Annotated in this window: 18 protein-coding genes; 12 read left to right on the top strand and 6 right to left on the bottom strand. The window is 55.5% G+C overall.

Features of this window, described 5'->3' with window-relative positions:
• The first annotated feature begins 76 nt into the window (after nt 1–76).
• Both GH784_RS23330 and GH784_RS23335 read left to right on the top strand, forming a co-directional pair.
• The gene (locus GH784_RS23330) at nt 77–1,249 is read left to right on the top strand and encodes a type II toxin-antitoxin system HipA family toxin (protein WP_153793862.1); all 1,173 of its coding nucleotides are present in this window, start codon (nt 77–79) and stop codon (nt 1,247–1,249) included.
• Nucleotides 1,225–2,256, top strand: coding sequence for a helix-turn-helix transcriptional regulator (locus GH784_RS23335; RefSeq protein ID WP_153793863.1), 1,032 nt, complete (start codon nt 1,225–1,227; stop codon nt 2,254–2,256). The genes GH784_RS23330 and GH784_RS23335 overlap by 25 nt, the downstream gene beginning before the upstream one ends.
• Before the next feature lie 86 nt (nt 2,257–2,342).
• Here the strand turns inward: GH784_RS23335 and GH784_RS23340 are convergent, their stop codons facing one another.
• Nucleotides 2,343–3,188: a LysR family transcriptional regulator gene (locus GH784_RS23340; protein ID WP_153793864.1), complete on the bottom strand. Its 846-nt coding sequence runs from the start codon at nt 3,186–3,188 to the stop codon at nt 2,343–2,345.
• Nucleotides 3,189–3,275: 87 nt separating this feature from the next.
• Here GH784_RS23340 and GH784_RS23345 point away from each other — a divergent pair, with 87 nt between their 5' ends.
• The 7 genes from GH784_RS23345 to GH784_RS23375 all read left to right on the top strand — a co-directional run bounded on the left by GH784_RS23345 (nt 3,276) and on the right by GH784_RS23375 (nt 8,209).
• A complete protein-coding gene (locus GH784_RS23345; RefSeq protein WP_194842998.1) occupies nt 3,276–3,740 on the top strand; it encodes a RidA family protein in 465 nt (154 codons plus the stop codon).
• 14 nt (nt 3,741–3,754) lie between these two features.
• Nucleotides 3,755–4,921, top strand: a complete 1,167-nt coding sequence (locus GH784_RS23350; RefSeq protein WP_153793866.1) for an aminotransferase class V-fold PLP-dependent enzyme — start codon at nt 3,755–3,757, stop codon at nt 4,919–4,921.
• A complete protein-coding gene (locus GH784_RS23355) occupies nt 4,918–5,700 on the top strand; it encodes an SDR family oxidoreductase (RefSeq protein ID WP_153793867.1) in 783 nt (260 codons plus the stop codon). Before GH784_RS23350 ends, GH784_RS23355 begins: the two co-directional genes overlap by 4 nt.
• 54 nt (nt 5,701–5,754) lie before the next feature.
• Nucleotides 5,755–6,216, top strand: coding sequence for a GNAT family N-acetyltransferase (locus GH784_RS23360; protein WP_153793868.1), 462 nt, complete (start codon nt 5,755–5,757; stop codon nt 6,214–6,216).
• The gene (locus GH784_RS23365) at nt 6,206–6,934 is read left to right on the top strand and encodes an alpha/beta fold hydrolase (RefSeq protein ID WP_194842999.1); all 729 of its coding nucleotides are present in this window, start codon (nt 6,206–6,208) and stop codon (nt 6,932–6,934) included. The genes GH784_RS23360 and GH784_RS23365 overlap by 11 nt, the downstream gene beginning before the upstream one ends.
• A 28-nt stretch (nt 6,935–6,962) precedes the next feature.
• Complete coding sequence (locus GH784_RS23370) at nt 6,963–7,352, top strand: nuclear transport factor 2 family protein (RefSeq protein WP_153793870.1); 390 nt, start codon at nt 6,963–6,965, stop codon at nt 7,350–7,352.
• Nucleotides 7,353–7,570: 218 nt separating this feature from the next.
• The gene (locus GH784_RS23375) at nt 7,571–8,209 is read left to right on the top strand and encodes a nucleotidyltransferase domain-containing protein (RefSeq protein ID WP_246670489.1); all 639 of its coding nucleotides are present in this window, start codon (nt 7,571–7,573) and stop codon (nt 8,207–8,209) included.
• Between the two features lie 196 nt (nt 8,210–8,405).
• On the opposite strand, the gene GH784_RS23380 is transcribed toward GH784_RS23375, so the two are convergent.
• On the bottom strand, nt 8,406–9,020 hold the full coding sequence (locus GH784_RS23380) for an NUDIX domain-containing protein (protein WP_153793871.1): 615 nt from the start codon (nt 9,018–9,020) through the stop codon (nt 8,406–8,408).
• A 90-nt stretch (nt 9,021–9,110) separates the two neighbouring features.
• Here GH784_RS23380 and GH784_RS23385 point away from each other — a divergent pair, with 90 nt between their 5' ends.
• Nucleotides 9,111–9,872: a DeoR/GlpR family DNA-binding transcription regulator gene (locus GH784_RS23385; RefSeq protein ID WP_153793872.1), complete on the top strand. Its 762-nt coding sequence runs from the start codon at nt 9,111–9,113 to the stop codon at nt 9,870–9,872.
• On the opposite strand, the gene GH784_RS23390 is transcribed toward GH784_RS23385, so the two are convergent.
• Nucleotides 9,847–10,770, bottom strand: a complete 924-nt coding sequence (locus GH784_RS23390; RefSeq protein ID WP_153793904.1) for a LysR family transcriptional regulator — start codon at nt 10,768–10,770, stop codon at nt 9,847–9,849. The genes GH784_RS23385 and GH784_RS23390 overlap by 26 nt on opposite strands.
• Before the next feature lie 84 nt (nt 10,771–10,854).
• Here GH784_RS23390 and GH784_RS23395 point away from each other — a divergent pair, with 84 nt between their 5' ends.
• Both GH784_RS23395 and GH784_RS23400 read left to right on the top strand, forming a co-directional pair.
• Entirely contained in the window at nt 10,855–11,328 is a 474-nt protein-coding gene (locus GH784_RS23395) for a DMT family transporter (protein ID WP_153793873.1), read from the top strand.
• A 235-nt stretch (nt 11,329–11,563) separates the two neighbouring features.
• Nucleotides 11,564–13,120, top strand: coding sequence for an ISL3 family transposase (locus GH784_RS23400; protein ID WP_153793874.1), 1,557 nt, complete (start codon nt 11,564–11,566; stop codon nt 13,118–13,120).
• A gap of 247 nt (nt 13,121–13,367) precedes the next feature.
• On the opposite strand, the gene GH784_RS23405 is transcribed toward GH784_RS23400, so the two are convergent.
• The 3 genes from GH784_RS23405 to GH784_RS23415 all read right to left on the bottom strand — a co-directional run bounded on the left by GH784_RS23405 (nt 13,368) and on the right by GH784_RS23415 (nt 17,695).
• The gene (locus GH784_RS23405; protein WP_153793875.1) at nt 13,368–14,261 is read right to left on the bottom strand and encodes a LysR family transcriptional regulator; all 894 of its coding nucleotides are present in this window, start codon (nt 14,259–14,261) and stop codon (nt 13,368–13,370) included.
• A 320-nt stretch (nt 14,262–14,581) separates the two neighbouring features.
• A complete protein-coding gene (locus tag GH784_RS23410; RefSeq protein WP_153793876.1) occupies nt 14,582–16,489 on the bottom strand; it encodes an adenylate/guanylate cyclase domain-containing protein in 1,908 nt (635 codons plus the stop codon).
• A 228-nt stretch (nt 16,490–16,717) separates the two neighbouring features.
• On the bottom strand, nt 16,718–17,695 hold the full coding sequence (locus tag GH784_RS23415; protein WP_153793877.1) for an XdhC family protein: 978 nt from the start codon (nt 17,693–17,695) through the stop codon (nt 16,718–16,720).
• Nucleotides 17,696–17,716 lie beyond the last annotated feature (21 nt).

The raw sequence follows: 17,716 nt of genomic DNA on the forward strand, positions 1-17,716 counted from the left end.
GCTCTTAATAATCCACTTATAGATTGATAATTGGACCTTTTTAGCGCCAAGGTAAGTCATCATGGAGGCCTAATTAATGCCACCCCGCACTGCCAACATTTTATTCAAGGAAGAAGTGGCCGGCACCCTGACGGAGACCGCAGCAGGAGGGACACGGTTTTCTTACAATGCCGACTGGCAAAAGGGTGATATCGCCTGCAGTCTGCCTTCGACCAAGCGCGAACACAACTGGGCGGTGGGGCTGCATCCCTATTTCCAGCACCTTGGTCCGGAAGGCTGGTTGCGCGAAGAGCAAGCTCGCTCAGCGCACGTGGTCGAAGAAGACGATCTTGGACTGCTCCTGCGCTACGGTGCAGACTGCATCGGAGCGGTCGGCGTTAGCCCACCTGAAGGGTCCGCAGAACTTCCTGAGATAACGGAAGCGACGGCCAGTCCCGGTCGCACGGTATCCGGCGTGCAAAAGAAGCTGCTCGTTACCAAGGATGCCAACGGTCAGTTCGTTCCGGCAAAGTCTACAGGCTCGGCTGAATATATCGCCAAGTTCAATTCCGAGAAAATCACCAATCTTGTGCGCAATGAAGCGCTTAGCCTTCGATGGACGGCGGCCGTCCTCGGCCCAAGTGAAGTGACTGCATTCCAGATTTCCTATATAGCAGCTATCGATGAGACCGGGCTAATCGTCACGCGTTTCGATAGAACGGCAAAGGGCGAGAAGCTCCGGCTTGAAGATTGCGCGCAGATTCTCGGCAAGCCCAAGGGGCAGGACTATGGTGGCAAATATGATGCCGCTTACGAGGATGTGGCCGAAATCATTCGCCAGCACTCATCCCGCGCGCAGATCGATCTGTATCGATTTTTTAACCGTCTGGTCCTGTTCGCGCTCATCGGTAACTGCGATGGACATCTGAAGAATTTCTCGCTCCTGGAGACCGCGAGTGGCCTGCGTCTTTCCCCCGCCTATGACGTTGTGAATACCGCATTTTATGACGGATTCGACCAGACATTGGCGCTATCGTTTGGCGGTGAGAAAGTTCAATTAGAAGATGCCGACCAAGGGCTTTTTCGCACCTTCGGCAAGACGATCGGCTTACCTGAATCAGCCGTCAACCAAGCGTTCAAACAGTTGAAGCGTCAGGTTGCGAAGGCCGCACCAATAATTCAGCCGCCCGATGCCGAGCCGCCGGATGGTTTCATGAACAGGTTTAAAGAGATTGTGGACAACGCATGTTTGAGAATACTGGAAGCATAGCGCCGTTCTCCTGGCAGCGCATCGTCGAGGAAGCCTTGCGTCGACGCAAGGCCGAGGGTCTCACCCAGAAGGACCACTCAGCGCTTGCAGGCGTAAGCTATCCGACGATGGCTGCCTTCGAACGTGGCGACACAACACTGACGCTGGCAAAAGCCTTCGACATCTTGCGGGTCGTTGGTCTTGTCGACGAGCCTGCGGAGGGGGATGCTCAGTCGCGCTTTGTCCGTCAGGCGTACGAGCGTTGGCGGCAGCTGACCACGACCCTTCCGACGGACTCACCTGCACGGTTCCCGAATGGCTTTTATCGGATTGACTATTGGCTCGAAGGTGACCTTAAAATCCCCGATCTGGGTATCTTCGAGCGCACTCTTGAAAAGGCAGTCGTCCGAAAAACAGGATGGCCGCCATTCTTCCTACCAACGCGCGAAGAGTTAGGGGCCCGTGAAATCGACGGGGTCATCGAGTGCTGGCTTGCGCCGCAAAGCAACGATCTTGAACGCGGCTTCAGCGATCCTGCCCATTGCGATTTTTGGCGAGCCGCCCCGACCGGCAATATGTTTTTGATCCGGGGTTATCAGGAAGACAGCAACGAGACATTTCCAGCCGGGAGCATTCTCGACACAACGCTTCCCCTATGGCGCATGGGCGAAGTGCTGTTGCACGCGGAACGACTGGCATCGTTGCTCAAACGGGAGCTAGACAGCGTCGTCACGATCCATTTTCGCGCGATGTACACGGGTCTAACCGGTCGCGTGCTCCGCTCATGGGCGAACCCCTTAAGTGAGATGCTCATTGAAGGCTACGCGGCACGAAGCGACGAGGCAGTACTGGAAACTTCTCTCTCGTCAGACGATGTCGAAGGCAGGTTAGCCGAAATTCTTCTGCCCTTGCTCGCGTCGCTCTTTGACAGGTTCGGCATAGCGGGGCTTTCACACGGCCGCGTTGATTCCGAGGTTCAGCGATTGCTCAATAGCTCGACCAGGTGGGAGCGGCGCCCCCGAGCTTAATCGGCGACACCGCGTATCATATCCAGTTCGTTCTTCGCCTTGAAGGGATGTGAACCGGCGACCCGTTATCTCGTAGGACTGACCAATCAATAATCCTGCCGTAAAAACAACGCCAACTCCTGAACATGCTGCGACGCGTCCGCTCCAAAGAAGACGCCAAATTCGGCTGCTGGCGCATTAGGCAATCCGTGTTGCCCATCAATCAATTCGCAATCCAAAGGCACCGCCTCGGGAAACAGTAGTCCGAGCCCCAGACCTGCCCGCAACGCCGAAAGCATGGCTGGAAGCGTTTTCACTTTGCAGCCGACATGCCAACCAATGTTGTTTTCGGCCAGATCAGATAGCATTCGATCCTGCCAGGAACACTGCGTGTCGAACAAAATGATCGGTAGAGAGCCCCCTTCATCCAAATCGATGAGCCGACTTGCACACCAGACCAAGCGTCGGGAGATGAAACTCGTTGGTGGCTCGGTGAAGCGAGCCGGATCGGCGATGACTAGATCTGCGTGTCCTTCCTTCAACGATCGCGCCAGTTCTTTCGAATAGGACGATGTCAATTCGATTTTCACATGCGGGTGTTTGCGACGGAAGTCGGCCAGTGCAGCGGGGAGCCTCGTGAACGCGAGATCCTCGAACAGCCCTATACGCACTCGTCCCGCCAGACGCCTGTCGGTGAGGCCTCGATGCATGTCCTCGGTCAAGGCGACGGTCTTTCGCGCATATGCGAGAAACGAACTGCCGGCATCAGTCAGCGACACGCCCCGCGAGGAGCGGACAAGAAGTTGGGCGTCCAGATCCTGCTCGATGCGCTGCAACTGCATGCTGACGGCCGCCTGAGTACGGGCCAGACGTCCAGCTGCCTTGCTGACGACCCCGGTTTCAGCCACCTCGATGAACATCCTCAGCAACCGGATGTCGAAATTCGCTTCCATAAATTTTCCTGATATCGATACAATTATTATAAGAGTACATACATGCTTCGCCGTTTGGCAATGTCGTTCTTCACACAAGGAGACATCATGACCGACTACCGAAAGAAACTGGAAGCCTGTGGCATTGCGTGGCCGGAACTTGCACGCCCCAATCTTCCGTTTGCACCGACACAGCGCATCGGAGATGTTCTTTATGTTTCCGGGCAGATCCCCGAAGCTGCGGGTGAAATAGCATTCACCGGAAAAGTCGGCGCTGAGATCGATGTCGAAACTGCTTTGGAGAGCGCAAGGCTGTGTGCGGCAAATGCCATCTACTGGGTGAGCGATGCCTTGGGCGGCGACCTCGATCGCGTCGTTCATCTTGCCAAACTCACCATCTTCATCAACGCCACACCAGGCTTCACGACCTTCTCACAAATCGGGAACGGCGCGTCTGAGGTCATGAACGCCGTATTCGGCGCGCGTGGAGAACATGCGCGTTCTGCAATCGGGGTCGCCGGGTTGCCCGCCAATGTGCCGGTCGAGGTCGAAGCCGTATTCCACATTCGGTGAAGGATAGGAGCATTATGCCAGTCGTTCATTTCAATCACGCTGGAGCCGGGCTGCCGTCACCGGAAACACTTCGGGCGGTGATCGAGCAGTTGCATCTTGAGGCTGAGCACGGGCCAATGGAAGCGTCCGCCATGGTCAGCAGGCAACAGGCATCCTTCTACGATCTGGCCGCACGCCTGCTGAATGCTAGGCCGGTCGACATCGTCTTCGGAACGGGGCACGGTCAGCTTTTCGGAGACATTGTCTCGGCGATCCCGCTCTTGGCCGAGAACAAGATATTGGTCAGCCGGCAGGAGTGGATGGGAAACATAGCCTGCCTCCAGAACGCAGCAAACTTGAGCGGTGCGTCACTGTCGGTCATGGCGTCCGACGAGAGCACTGCGGTCGACGTCGAGGCGCTGAAACATGCACTCTCTCCAAATGTCAGGATCGTGGCCTTGACCTGGATCGGTGCGAGTGGCGCACTCATCAATCCAGCAGCTGCCATTGGCAAGGCAATTCGCGATAGCGGCTCCTCCGCATTCTACCTTATCGATGCGAGCCAGGCTGTAGGACAGGTTCCGGTCGACGTGCAGGAACTTTACTGCGATGCACTTGTGGCCTGTGGCCGAAAATACCTGCGGGGTCCGCGCGGGACAGCGCTTGCCTACATCTCGCCGCGTCTCGCAAAGGCGGCGATCCCGCGCAAGATCGACAATTTTCCTCAAGGTTGGAATGCTGAAGATGCAGAACCCTCACACACGGCAAAGGCATTTGAGATAGGTGAGGCATCGGTTGCGCTGAAATTGGGGCTCGGAGAAGCGATCCGGCAGGCCGTTGAATTCGGGTTTACGGACACGCGTGAAGCACTCGATCAAAAGGCTTCACGGCTAAGGCTCGCTCTCGGGAGCATTCCCGCCGTGCGGGTTCTGGACCTGGGTCGGGAAAAATCCGCCTGCGTCACTTTTTTGGTGGACGGCGTTTCGTGCACGGCAGTCAAAGCCGCGCTCGCAAGTCAAGGCATCAGCATCGGGATGAATGGGCGAGGATACACGCCCTACGATCTGGACATGCGAGGCATACCCGAGCTGTTGCGGGCTTCGGTCCACTTGAGCACCACCGACCAGGATATCGAGAAGCTTGTCGCTGGGGTCGTCGCAATCGCGCCCTACTGCGAAACAGCGGAACGGACATACAAATGAATTCCAGCCCCAAACGCACCGCACTTCTTCTCGGCTCCAGCAAGGGGTTGGGATTTGGCGTGGCAGACGCGTTGACCCGTAAAGGTGTTGATGTGATTTTTGTCGGTCGAGATCAAGCTGCGCTGCAGTCGGCGGAAGCCAAGCTGCAAGGTCGCGATGGCTCAACCATTTCCATCGCTGGCGATTTGAGCGACGCACACAGTGTAGCACAGATGATCGCGGAAACGGATCGGCGGGTGAGCGGCATCGATATCCTGTTGCTCAATGGCGGTGGCCCTCCTCCGATTGCCGCTTCCGACTATGACGAACAATTCTGGCAGAAGCAGTTTTCAGCAATGTTCCTCAGTCAGCTGGAAATCGCAGCCCATTACTTGCCCGGCATGCGCCAACGTGGTTTCGGCCGCATCATCGCTGTTTCATCGACCAGCATTCGCGAGCCGATCCCCGGCCTCGCTGCCTCGAACGCTTTGCGCTCGGCTCTGGCCGGATGGGCCAAAACGCTCGCCACTGAGGTCGCCGGAAAAGGTGTCACTGTCAACGTCCTTCTACCCGGCCGGTTTGCGACCGAACGGACGACCCGGCTTGACGCGATGGATGCCGCACAGCGCGGTATAGATCAGGGCGTCGTCGCAGCCGACAGCCAGCGGGAAATTCCGGTCGGCAGATATGGGAGGGTGGACGAATTCGCCGCCGTCGCTGCGTTTCTCGCCAGCGAAGAGGCAAGTTATGTCACGGGTGTGGCTCTGCCGGTGGACGGAGGACTTAGTCGTTCGATTTGACGACTCTGCACTGGTATGGACATTTATCGTAAAGACATTTGGCAGGAAGAGTAAGTGATCCGGATCGAGCCGCTGGCACTGCATCCGCAGCATGTCATCGCACTTGTGCAAATGTTACATGCGGAATGGGGCGCGTTGAATAACTGGTCTGATACCGACAAACTGCGCGCCTCGCTCGAGGACCGCATGACAACCTTGAAAGCGCCAATGGCACTCATTGCGCTGAACGGCGATCAGCTTGTCGGGAGTGCCAGCCTAAAGGTCAACGAACTGCCAGACTATCCCGACAGGCTATTTTGGATCGGTGATGTCATCATCGCACCCGATCAACGTGGGCGCGGTATCGGTACAGCGATGATGCGAGCAATCGTTCGTCAGGCTGCCACGCTCGGCATTTCAGATCTATATTTATATACGCCCGACCAAGAGCACTGTTACCGCAAGCTCGGCTGGAACACCGTAGGCCGCAGTGATGCCAATGGCGAGGACAACGTGGTCATGCATTATGGCTGCTAAAGGCTCGGGTCCAAATCTGTCGCCCGTCAATACTATTGTCTTGTTGCCTGGTCTTGATGGCACCGGTCTTTTGCTTGGCGATTTCGCGCGAGCGCTCGAATCCGATTTCAAGGTGGTGACGATAGTTTATCCGCCGGAAATACCCATGGGCTATGACGACCTAATGGCATTTATTCGACCACAGCTCCCCGACACCAGCTACATTATCGTTGGTGAATCCTTTTCGGGCCCGCTGGCTCTGCAACTGGCTTTCAAGGCGGATGAAAGGCTGCAAGGCGTCGTATTAGGCGCATCGTTCGCTCGCGTTGACATTCGTGCGAAGTGGCTGCTGAAAATACTCGTTCGAGCGGTTTCCCCTCGCCTCGTGCCAATGCGTTTGCTGACATGGATGCTGCTGGGAAAAAGCACGACACCTACCATCGAGCAGCAGCTCAGAGGCGCTCTGTGCACCGTTTCGGCATCCGTTCTCAGCAGACGTGCGAACTCTGCACTGACCGTTGACATGACGGAACAAGGCCACCGCATCACATGCCCCGTCCTTTACCTTCGTGCCACGCAAGACCGGCTGATCAGCAGGGCAGCTGGGGCCGATGTCGCCCGGATAGCGCAAAGGCTCACTATTGAAGATATCAGCGCGCCGCATTTCTTGTTTCAGGTGGCACCGGACGAATGCGCGGCGGCAATACGAAAATTCGCAGGATCGATCGATCGGTCTTAGCGAGTGTCTACAATCCAAAGGAATGCAAATGAAAGATAAAGCAGACACGCTCGATAAAGTTAGCCTGCCGGCGCAAAAGCAGCTTGAGGCTTACAATTCGAAAGACATAGTGGCGTTCATGCCTTGGTGGAAAGATGATTGCCAGTATTACGCATTTCCAGACACGCTCCTCGCGAACGGAGCGGGTGAAATCATGGCGCGTCACATCGAGCGTTTCAAAGAACCTGACCTGTTCGGTACGCTCCTGTCACGCATTGTGGTTGGCAACATCGTCATTGACCACGAGACGGTGACGAGAACTTTCCCGGAGGGGAAGGGAGAGATCGACGTTGTCTGCATTTACGAGATTGAAGACAGCAAAATTGCCAAAGCTTGGTTCAAAACGAGCGAGCCCAGAATGTTATCGCCCTCAGAATAACCGGATGATGTCGACTGCCGATCGTCCAGGCGGTGGCTGCCCAATGGGGTAGCTAACCTTGTGACATTTCTAGATTGCAGACAGCACACTCACCGCCACGTCAACGGTCTAAAGTGGAGATGGATGAATGGACTGTTGCCTTGGAATAATTTGAGGCGAACAGCGGCTGAAGTCCGCTATTTGCCCAAGCCCGCCGGTGATCCTATCGGCCATTTTTGATGATGACACCACGAACGTTCGAGGACCAGCAAGGCGTGATGCAGCATATTCGGGACGACGCGTGGAACGCTTGGACACCGGAGCTACTTTTTGATCGCCTGCGGCATCAAAGCTCACCGTGGTATGTTGCTGGCGGCTGGGCATTGGACTTGTGGCACGGCTACCAAACCCGTGATCACGAGGACCTGGAGTTCTGCGTGCTATCAGAGGATGTTGATCTATATCGCACGGTCTTATGCGAACTCCAGTTCTTCCAAGTCCTGAATGAAGCAACTGCCAATCTTGCCCCGGCAACGAAGCCTCTACCGGACGTCTCCCAAATTTGGGGAGCCGATTTAGACAACCGATGCTGGCGCGTCGACATGATGATTGAGCAAGGCACGCCAAATGATTGGGTTTACAAGCGCGACCCTTCGTTCCGTTTGCCCAGATCTGCCGCTGTCCAAAGAACGCTAGGTGGCATTCCTTATCTTGCTCCCGCTCTTGTCCTTTTCTTCAAGGCCAAGCACCTTCGTGACAAGGATATGCAAGACTTCAGTACCGCATTGCCGAAGCTGGACGCTCAGCAAAGAAGCGATCTGGGCTCTTGGTTGAGGGCGACGTATCCCGGTCATCAATGGATTTCATCGCTTCAATAGAAGTGCGATCACCTCGTTTGGCTCTATTCGTAGCGCTCATCTATTAGCGGTGGCTGAATACTCCAGTACGCGGTTCTTCATAAGCGCTTGTTCCGCATGAGACAGAGGCCATGAGGCTTCTTCCTGCCGCAGCAGGCCGGCTGTCATCTTTTAGAGGCCGGCCCCGGTAAGTGAACGGTATAGGCCCGCATTCAAATCAGCACGGGTCGACCTCTGGTGAAACGCTGGCCGGATAAAATATGTTGAGCGCGGCGTACTGCAAAAGCATGATTGTTTTTGCGTCCCGGATAATCCCGCGAGAGACCATATCCAGCGCATCCTCGATCGAGGTCTCGAGAACGGCGATATCTTCCCCTTCGTCCTCATTACCGCCGCCTTGGCCCGCTCGATCATCGGGCTCGTACTCTCCCACGAAAAAATGAAGCCGTTCGGTCACAGAGCCTGGACTCATAAAAGCATCAAAAATCTGCCGAACCTCGCGCACGCGGAACCCGGTCTCCTCTTCCGTTTCTGCTTTGATCCGCGTTTCCGGATCGGCATTATCCAGTAACCCGGCAGGTGCCTCGATCAGCAAATCGTCATGCCCGTTCACGAATGCCGGATAGCGAAACTGTCTCGTGAGGATCACAGCTCGACGAACGCGATCGTAGAGAAGGATGGTCGCACCATTCCCTCGGTCGTAGGTTTCGCGCGACTGCTGTTGCCAACTGCCGTCAGCTCGACGGAAGGAGAAGTCAGTCTTTTTCAGTATGTACCAATCATCAGACAGCACAGTGACCCCGTTTACGCGGACACGATCGGAGATGCTCATTACCTGCTCCAGTTACTCGACAAGCCATGTGGATTTTCGTGAGAATTCGTGCAATATCGTGCAGAGTCAAGAACTATTTGCGGGATTGCCATGCTGACGGTTGAACGAAAATCTCTAATCCAAAAGGTATTGCAACGGGATGGGCGCTTGGTGGCAAAGGCGTTCAGTCAGGAGGTCGGCATTTCGGAAGACACTATTCGGCGCGATCTTCGCGAGCTCGCAGCAGAGGGTTTGTTGCAGCGGGTCCACGGTGGAGCGCTTCCGGCGTCGGCGGCTGAGGCGGACTTCGCATCACGCCAGGCGACAGCAACCTCAGCCAAATCGTCCCTTGGCCTCGCCGCTGCTCGATTGATTGCCTCAGGTCAGATCGTTTTTCTGGACGGAGGCACGAGCAACATACAGTTAGCTCGACAAATCCCGCGGGATCTCAGAGCGACCGTTATCACACACAGCCCAAGCATCGCCGTCGAATTGGTTGGACATCCATCGATCGATGTCGAAATGATTGGCGGTCGATTGTTCAAGCATTCTATCGTCACGGTGGGCTCCACCAGCGCTGAAGCCATCGCGCGCGTTCGAGCCGATATCTTCTTCATGGGGGTAACAGGCCTGCATCCCGAGACAGGCGCAACGACAGGTGATGCAGAGGAAGCATCAATCAAACGCTTGATTGCAAAACAATCAGCTGAGACGGTTGTGATTGCTACGAAGGAAAAACTCGGCGCAGCATCGCCCTATCAAATCGTCCCCTTGAGCGAAATCACGACATTAGTCACTGAACGTCCTGATGATGCCGAACAGCTTCGACCGTTTAAATCGATTACGGTTACAGTTGTCGAGACGGATCACTAGACCCGACGGCGCGCCTCACTACTTCGCGAAACCACTGATGTGCGGGATCGTGCGTGCGCCGATCATGCCAATTCATCGTGAATGAGAATTCCGGTATGGAAAATGGCGGTTCAAGGACAACGGTATTACCAGACATGCCAAGCGGTCCCACCGCTCGGCTGGCGATCGTAAGAATCAGATCTGTGCCCGATACCAAGTTTTGAGCGACACTCCAATGAGGCAGCGCCAGAGCAATTCTCCGGGAAAACCCTAATTTTGCCAGCGCGACATCTATCTCGTTACGTCCAACCTCCTTCATGGCAACCAGAATGTGCGGACGCTGCAGATAGGTCTCCATAGTAAGGGTACCTGATCCTTCATGCGCATCATCGGCTACCACGCAGACAAACCGTTCGTTGAACAGGATCGACCCTGCGAAGTCTGTGGGGCTTTCGGAAAATACACCGAGCGCCAGATCGACTTCCCCGTCCATGATCTGCCGGACCATGCCGCTTCGGTCAGAGTGGGTGACCACAACGGATACGGCCGGCGCCTCATGCCTAAGCATTGGCATAAGTTTTGGTAGAAGAACGGCCGAGCCATAGTCCGACATGGCGATCCGGAACTGTCGCACTTCATTCGTTGGGTCAAACTGCTCTGGACCGACGACCATTCGGATCTGGTGCAATGTGTCGGAGAGTAGCGGAGCGAGTTGCTGCGCCCTGGTGGTCAGCACAAATGTTCCGTCTCTCCTAACAAGCAAGGGGTCATCGAACATATCTCGCAATCGCGCGAGCGCATGGCTTACGGCAGGCTGGCTCATTCCCAACCTAAGTGATGCGCGAGAGACATGCCGCTCGGCCAAAACCGCATCTAGGACCACCAGGAGATTGAGGTCGACACCCCTAAGATTATTCATCACGCTCATATTTCGAATAATATTTAAGAATTTTCATTCTGCAAATGGATGGTCCATCACGCTCCTTGAACGGAGATAAAACCCATGAACCAACTCTATTTGCTCATCCCGGCTATCATCACCGGGGCGGCCGTCCCCTTCCAGGCGGGAGCAAACGCCGCTCTCGGGCGCAGCCTCGGCCATCCACTGTGGGCAACGGCAGTTTCGCTGCTTGTCAGCCTCATCTGCATCATCCCGATAATGCTTGCCGCTCGGATCGATACACCCCTCCTTACTGCCGCGGCTCAGGCTCCACGCTGGATATGGATCGGCGGCTTGGTCGGTGCACTCTATGTCACCGGGGCGCTTATCATCGCGCCAATGTTGGGTGCAGCGAATTTTATCGTAGCAATCATCCTTGGTCAGTTACTCGCATCGGCCGCATTGGACCAGTGGGGACTAATGGGCTTCCCGAAACAACCGGTAACGCCGACCCGAGTTCTCGGGCTTTCCGTCGTATTCGTGGGCATTTTGGTCATGCAGTGGCAGACCATTATCGGCAGCTCGAGCCGTGGATGACACAGATTTGGATGAGTGTACGATGAAAATTCTGCACATTGACACCAGCATTTCGGGCGAGGCCTCTGTAAGCCGCTTGCTGTCTGCCGAAGCCACGGCTTGCCTCTTGAGACTGCATCCACAGGCACAAATCGCTTACCGGGACCTGGCTGTCGATTTGCACTGAGAACTGGCTCTGACTCACATTTGCTGCTGTTGAGGATGATGCTTCTGCCAGTTCATCGGAGGATCAGCAATGCAACGACGATTTCAACGGGCGAGCCTCGCGCCGTCCGGCTTTGCAGTTGACGAAGTGATGGTTGTCGCAGAGTGCGTTCAAGTTCGGCTGCGATCGCGCGCGCCCTCGGGAGCGTGCCCAGCCTGTGGTCGACAGAGCCGACGAGTTCAAAGCCGATATCTGCGCCGGCCCGCTGACCTGCCTTTCGGCGGTCGGCGAGTTGAGCTGGCGATCGTGGCGCGTCGGTTCTGGTGCGATGCCGTTCTGTGCGGTCGGCGTATCTTCTGCGAACAGTTCGATAGTGGCGTGCTGGAACGTTACGGTCGGCGCACCCAGCGGCTGGAGACCATTGTCCACCATCTCGGTTTGGCGCTCGGCGGCAGACCGGCAGCAGCCTTTGCCAATCGTCTGATGGTGCCGGTGAGCAATGACACATTGCTGCGGGTGGTTCGCCGCCGTATTGCCGATCAGGATGATGAACTCACCGTCATCGGCATTGATGATTTTGCTTTCCGACGGGGCCAAAGCTATGGGACGATCGTCTGTGATCTGGAGCGGCGGAAGCCCGTCACCTTGTTACCGGATCGAGCATTGGATACGTCCCGAGCGTGGCTTGCCGGGCATCAGTCGATCTCCATCGTCGCTCGCGATCGGGGCGGCGGCTATGGCGAGGCCATAGCGAAGGCATTGCCCAATGCTGAGCAGGTTGCTGATCGCTGGCATCTAATGGAAAATTCCAGTCGAGCCTTCCTCGATGCAGTCAGCAAGTCGATGCGACAGATCAGGCAGGCGGTCGGCAGCAATGTCGTTGATCCTAAGCTTCTGACATACGCTGAGAAGCTGCAGTATGAAGGGTATCTACGCCGCCAGGAAACGAACGAGGCGGTTCGTGAGCTGTCGAAGAATGGAACATCAATTCGGCAGATTGTGCGGCAAACCGGCCATAGCCGAAAGCTCGTTCGCGACGTTTTAAGGGGGCAGCGTCTCGACGTGTTCCGAACACGGCCCAGCTCTCTGGATAGCTGGCTGCCTTGGCTCAACAACCGCTGGGAAGAAGGGGCACGTAACGCTTCGGCACTCTGGCGTGAAATGAAGACGAAGGGCTTTGCGGGACAGAGTGGCGTCGTATCACAATGGGCTCAACGCCGACGTCTTGCGGAAAAGGCCAATCAGAGTGGGCTCGCCAGAACGCCATCGGCACGTGTCATCGCTCGGCTCATGACCACCGCACGCGATGACCTCGCAAAACCCGAGGCAATCCTGGTGGCGGCGATCGAAGTGAACGTCCCGGACCTTGTGGTTGCCCGCACGGCCATCGGTGACTTCCAGTCCATGATCCGCTCGAAGACAGCCCGAAAGCTTTATGAGTGGCTGGAAGCTGCTAGGAACAGCCTTGTCGGATCCTTCGCCGGCGGCGTGGAAAAGGACCTCGAAGCGGTGAGAAACGCGATCATCTCACCGTGGTCGAATGGACAAACGGAAGGACAGATCACACGCTTAAAGCTCATCAAACGCCAGATGTACGGAAGAGCAAAACTCGATCTGCTGCAAGCGCGCTTAATCGGCGCATCGTAGGAGCGGCACGACAGCAAATGTGCGTCAGAGCCAGCTCTCAGTGCAAATCAACAGTTGAAGCATATTTCGCCGCTCAGTTGGGAGCACATCAACCTTACCGGCATCTACACCTGGGATGCCGAACACCAGATGCCCGACGGATTTCGATCGCTTCGTCTGCCAGCCGGGCTACGGCGAGTCGCATAAGTTCCCCTTCCGTTCTCTCTTAGCGTACGATTTCGGACTGCTCTTGTTCCCGCCCCAAGTTTTAACTCCTGTAACGCAACGCCTCAACAAGCAGAGCAAAGGCGGCGGTGTGTTGACGTCTGCTGGGATAATAGAGGTGATAGCCGGAGAAGGGTTCGCACCAGTCTTCCAGAACCCTGATCAGGCGGCCATCTTCGATATATTGCGCGACCTGGCTTTCAAAGGTGTAAGCAAGTGCCAGACCATCGAGCGCAGCGGCCTCCAACATCAGTCCATCGTTGATGATCAGCGGCCCATTCATTCTAACTTGGAGTTCTTCTCCACCGCGCTCGAATTCCCAGGCATACAAACCACCACTTGTCGTCTGGCGGTAGCTCACGCCAAGATGCTCGCCTAAATCGCGAGGCGTTTGCGGAATTTTTCGATTTGCGAAGTAGGCTGGCGAGCCTACAACTGCCATGCGGAGGTCAGGGCCAATTTTGACTGCTATCATGTCCTTTTGAACCTGTTCGCCAACGCGTATCCCAGCGTCGAACCGGTCCGCGACAATATCTGTCAGTCCTTCATCGAGAGTGATTTCCAGTTGGATGTCGGGATATTCCGTCATGAACTTGCTGACTACGGGCCAGAGCACACTTGTAGCGGCGTATCTGAACGTAGTTATACGGATCATGCCAGTGGGCTTGTCACGAAGTGCGGAAATCGCCGAAATTTCGCTTTCGATATTCTCGAAAGCGGGCTTGAGATTCCTCAGCATGCGCTGTCCAGCGTCGGTCAGAGAGAGGCTTCGTGTTGTTCGAGAGATCAGTCGCACCCCAAGCTTTTGTTCCAGCATCCTGACTGAGTAACTCACCGCGGACTGAGAAAGCCCTAACTTTGCGGCAGCGCGCGTGAAACTTCCTGCCTCCGCTACGGCGATGAAGGCTACAAGTTCACTGAAGTCACCCTGTCTCATTTATTGATCCCATTTCTAATTATAATGGGATTATAGCAAAAGATTGACTTATGTCTCGTCTCGCTACGCTTCTTCACGCACCATTGATCGATGCGGCTGTAAGCCGCAGCCCTTCCTGATCGATGTTTGCAATGACGGAGTTTGTCCCGGCAAAAAAGATGAGGTCATCGGTGGCACATTACGAGGTCGGCTGGCCGCTTATCGAACTGGGATACTAAAAAAGAGCCGCAAATGACGATGCCGTCTCCGAACGAAGACAATCCGTCGATATCGACTGCAAACGAGATTCTGAGAAGTATCTAAGTACTTTAAACAGGTGGCTACGCACAATTATTGTTGGAGCCGAGTGTCATCGCTGTTTCCGGCGCATCAGCGCTCTCCAGATCAATCAGAAATTGTTGCATGACAGGTGAGTCTCCAAATCGACTAAATTGACGTTCCGACTTAAGCGAGAACGACGGGTTGGCTTTTATGAGACTGCCCATGGACGTCTGCGCATCTCCGAAGTCTTTCCTTGCTGCCTGAAGAGCGGTTTGAATGAGCAGGCAGTTTGCATCCTGCGGGGCTCTGATCAAGCATTCCCGAATAACGATCGCTGCCTCATTGCGCCGACCAGCAGCATAAAGCGCCTGCCCGTGAACATAAGCATAATATTCTGGCGCCATCGGGTGGAGACGCCGTGCGCGTTCTGCGTTGGCAACGGCATCGTCATAATCTCCATAGCGAACCTGAGCCTTGGCGACCGCCATGAGGCTGTCAGGATCGTTCGGGTTGAGCTCCACGGACCGACTCGCCGCCTGAAGTGCGCCAACGTAATCACCGGTGGCAGACAGTCCGAAACTTACGACCTGATACCCGATCGCAAGATTTGGGTCGAGCCGGATGGACTGACGCGCCTCGCTCAAACCGATTTCCGCATCTCGTTCCGTCGCGCGACCTGTGACGCGCTGTGTCACATCGAGGATGTAAGTCATACCCAGACCGGCCCGCGCTACAGCATAAGACGGGTCGAGTTCCAATGCTTGCTGGTACAGCGCGCGTGCGGCCAACAGTCCATCCGGATCTTTAAAGTCATGCTTGAAACGACTACGCGCCTGAAGAACAAAGTCGTAGGCCTGCAAATTGCTTGTAGGGCGCCGGATCGCCACTTTCTGTTCAGTCTTGCCGACATAAGAAGCCAGACTTACGACGATTTGTGACGTCAGCTCACTTTCAACAGCGAAAATATCATCGACATGACGGTCGTAACTTTGCGTCCATAAATGCGCACCACTCTTCACATCGATCAGTTGTGCTGCGACACGAAGTTGGTCGCCGAAGCGGCGCGCGCTGCCCTGAACGACATATGCAACATTCAATCTGTCGCCGATCCGTTGGATATTGGATGCATCATCCAGCACTGCGGATGTGGAGTTGGGGTCGATCACCTGCAAGTCGGGATTCCGGGCAAGCTGGGTGGTGATGTCCTCAGTCAGTCCATTAGCAAAGTAAGCCTGCGCCGGGTCGCTGCTCATGTTGGCGAACGGCATGACAGCAACGGATGGCCGAGGATCAGTTATTTCAGTGCCCGCAAACTCCAGTAGCCCTGAGGGCAACCGGTTTATCATGGCCGACAAAGGGACCGGCTGCAGCGAGAGTCCGATCATGACTAGTGATGCTGCGCCAAGCGCATAGGCGAGGCGAGCACTTACACGTGGAGCAAAGTCACGCAAGCGACTCCAGCGAGGGTCGCGTTGTCCAACCCGCTTGAGCGAATATACATCAAGTCGTTCGGGAATATTCTTTGCTGCTCTGCGTCCGATATGAACGAAGCTTTTGCCGCGATTGCGGTCAGCACTCATCACGACTGCGCCGCTGACAAAAATACTGCCAGGTATTGCCATGGATTCCAGTCGGGCGGCCACATTGACACCATCGCCGTAGATATCGCCATTATCCTCGATAACATCTCCAAGATTGACACCGATACGGAATTCGAACCGGCGTTCATCAAACCCGTTCTGGATTTCCACGGCGGCATCAAGCGCATCGTTGACGCTGACAAAAGCAGCCAGAAATCCGTCACCGGCATTTTTGAAGGTCCGTCCGCCATATCGTTTGATCGTTGGCTCAATCAGATCATCAAACACCATGCGCAGGTCAGCGTAGGTTGCAGCCTCGTTTTCGGCCATCAAACTGCTGTAGCCAACGATATCTCCAGCCATGATCGCTGCAAGCTTACGGTCCATGCTTACTTCCTGTTGCAATAGCTACGGTTCTCAAAACACCAACCTTGGTAATTTTCGCGAGTAATGTACCTCCAGGGCTGCGAATGGATTAGCCTCCAGAATTTGCATGACCTTAGAAACGTAACTTTTGAATGGGGGCGAACGTGTTTTGCAAAACACTCAATCCTGATACGATGAACCATCCGTGGTCGGACCCCATTCCCTCGCGAATTGCTCGTCACATCGGCATCACCGGACCACGCCTGTGCCATGCTGACGGGTCAACCCTTCGGGTGGTCCTGCGGAATATACATTTACCACGTCGGCAATGACCGAAAGCGCAAGACTGTTGGCATCGCGCGTGGGTCCAAACATGCCAATAGGAGCTTTTATTCGGCTGGTTTGGGCAGGTGTGTAACCGAGAGCCCAGAGAGCCTCGCAACGGCGCGCGTGCGTTCTTTTGCTGCCAAGCGCACCAACATACACCGGTTTGTGTCGCAGTGCTGTTTCAAGCATAGGCAACTCCCGATCCAGATCGTGGAAAAGCACAGCAAATGCCGTGTCCTGATCGATGCCGGTGCGGTCGAATTCGTCAGAGCGCCGCTCAAAGGAAAACACTTCGAGCGACGAGGCAAGGGCAACTCTCTCTGTGGCTTCAACTTCAATTCCTCGGCCGCAGAGGATCAACCGAAGACTGGGCTTGTAGAACCGTACAAAGGAGGCGCCAATCCAAGATGATGCGGCACTTTTAGGGGAATTGATAGCACTGATCGTCTGGGCAGCGGGGTCGTAACGCAGTCCGATCCTTTTGCGCCTCTCGAGCGCCACTAGAATTTGCCGCAGCGGCTCCAAATCCTTGATGACGTGAATGGCAAGCGTAATCCCTCCCCCGCATGGTAGTATAACGTCGAAAAACTGCGAACCTTCACCGAGACGTAGATATCGATCCATCCCTTTTGCGATCGCAGCGATTGCTTCAGCGGCGACAGCCGCCTCGGTACATCCGCCGGATACAAACCCGCAATAGCTGCCATCGCCACGAACGGCCATCTGTGCGCCGAGCGCGCGGGCAGCACCTCCCCTGATTTCGACCAGGGTAACCAACGCGCTCCCGAATTCCGTTTCGGCGCCATCAGCCGCATAGTTGACGATTGCTTCGGAATCGTCGGTCATGAATGCGCAAAATGGTGTGGGTGGCGTATGAAGCACAGAAAACGAGTTCAACATAAACGATCCTTGCCAATGGGA

The sequence above is a fragment of the Agrobacterium tumefaciens genome (genome assembly GCF_009649785.1).
Taxonomy (GTDB): Bacteria; Pseudomonadota; Alphaproteobacteria; order Rhizobiales; family Rhizobiaceae; genus Agrobacterium; species Agrobacterium tumefaciens.

Bases quoted from the DNA above. Each gene is read 5' to 3' on its own strand.
- GH784_RS23330 (WP_153793862.1), top strand. From the start codon at position 77: ATGCCACCCCGCACTGCCAACATTTTATTCAAGGAAGAAGTGGCCGGC.
- GH784_RS23335 (WP_153793863.1), top strand. From the start codon at position 1,225: ATGTTTGAGAATACTGGAAGCATAGCGCCGTTCTCCTGGCAGCGCATC.
- GH784_RS23340 (WP_153793864.1), bottom strand. From the start codon at position 3,188: ATGGAAGCGAATTTCGACATCCGGTTGCTGAGGATGTTCATCGAGGTG.
- GH784_RS23345 (WP_194842998.1), top strand. From the start codon at position 3,276: ATGACCGACTACCGAAAGAAACTGGAAGCCTGTGGCATTGCGTGGCCG.
- GH784_RS23350 (WP_153793866.1), top strand. From the start codon at position 3,755: ATGCCAGTCGTTCATTTCAATCACGCTGGAGCCGGGCTGCCGTCACCG.
- GH784_RS23355 (WP_153793867.1), top strand. From the start codon at position 4,918: ATGAATTCCAGCCCCAAACGCACCGCACTTCTTCTCGGCTCCAGCAAG.
- GH784_RS23365 (WP_194842999.1), top strand. From the start codon at position 6,206: ATGGCTGCTAAAGGCTCGGGTCCAAATCTGTCGCCCGTCAATACTATT.
- GH784_RS23370 (WP_153793870.1), top strand. From the start codon at position 6,963: ATGAAAGATAAAGCAGACACGCTCGATAAAGTTAGCCTGCCGGCGCAA.
- GH784_RS23375 (WP_246670489.1), top strand. From the start codon at position 7,571: ATGATGACACCACGAACGTTCGAGGACCAGCAAGGCGTGATGCAGCAT.
- GH784_RS23380 (WP_153793871.1), bottom strand. From the start codon at position 9,020: ATGAGCATCTCCGATCGTGTCCGCGTAAACGGGGTCACTGTGCTGTCT.
- GH784_RS23385 (WP_153793872.1), top strand. From the start codon at position 9,111: ATGCTGACGGTTGAACGAAAATCTCTAATCCAAAAGGTATTGCAACGG.
- GH784_RS23390 (WP_153793904.1), bottom strand. From the start codon at position 10,770: ATGAATAATCTTAGGGGTGTCGACCTCAATCTCCTGGTGGTCCTAGAT.
- GH784_RS23395 (WP_153793873.1), top strand. From the start codon at position 10,855: ATGAACCAACTCTATTTGCTCATCCCGGCTATCATCACCGGGGCGGCC.
- GH784_RS23400 (WP_153793874.1), top strand. From the start codon at position 11,564: ATGCAACGACGATTTCAACGGGCGAGCCTCGCGCCGTCCGGCTTTGCA.
- GH784_RS23405 (WP_153793875.1), bottom strand. From the start codon at position 14,261: ATGAGACAGGGTGACTTCAGTGAACTTGTAGCCTTCATCGCCGTAGCG.
- GH784_RS23410 (WP_153793876.1), bottom strand. From the start codon at position 16,489: ATGGACCGTAAGCTTGCAGCGATCATGGCTGGAGATATCGTTGGCTAC.
- GH784_RS23415 (WP_153793877.1), bottom strand. From the start codon at position 17,695: ATGTTGAACTCGTTTTCTGTGCTTCATACGCCACCCACACCATTTTGC.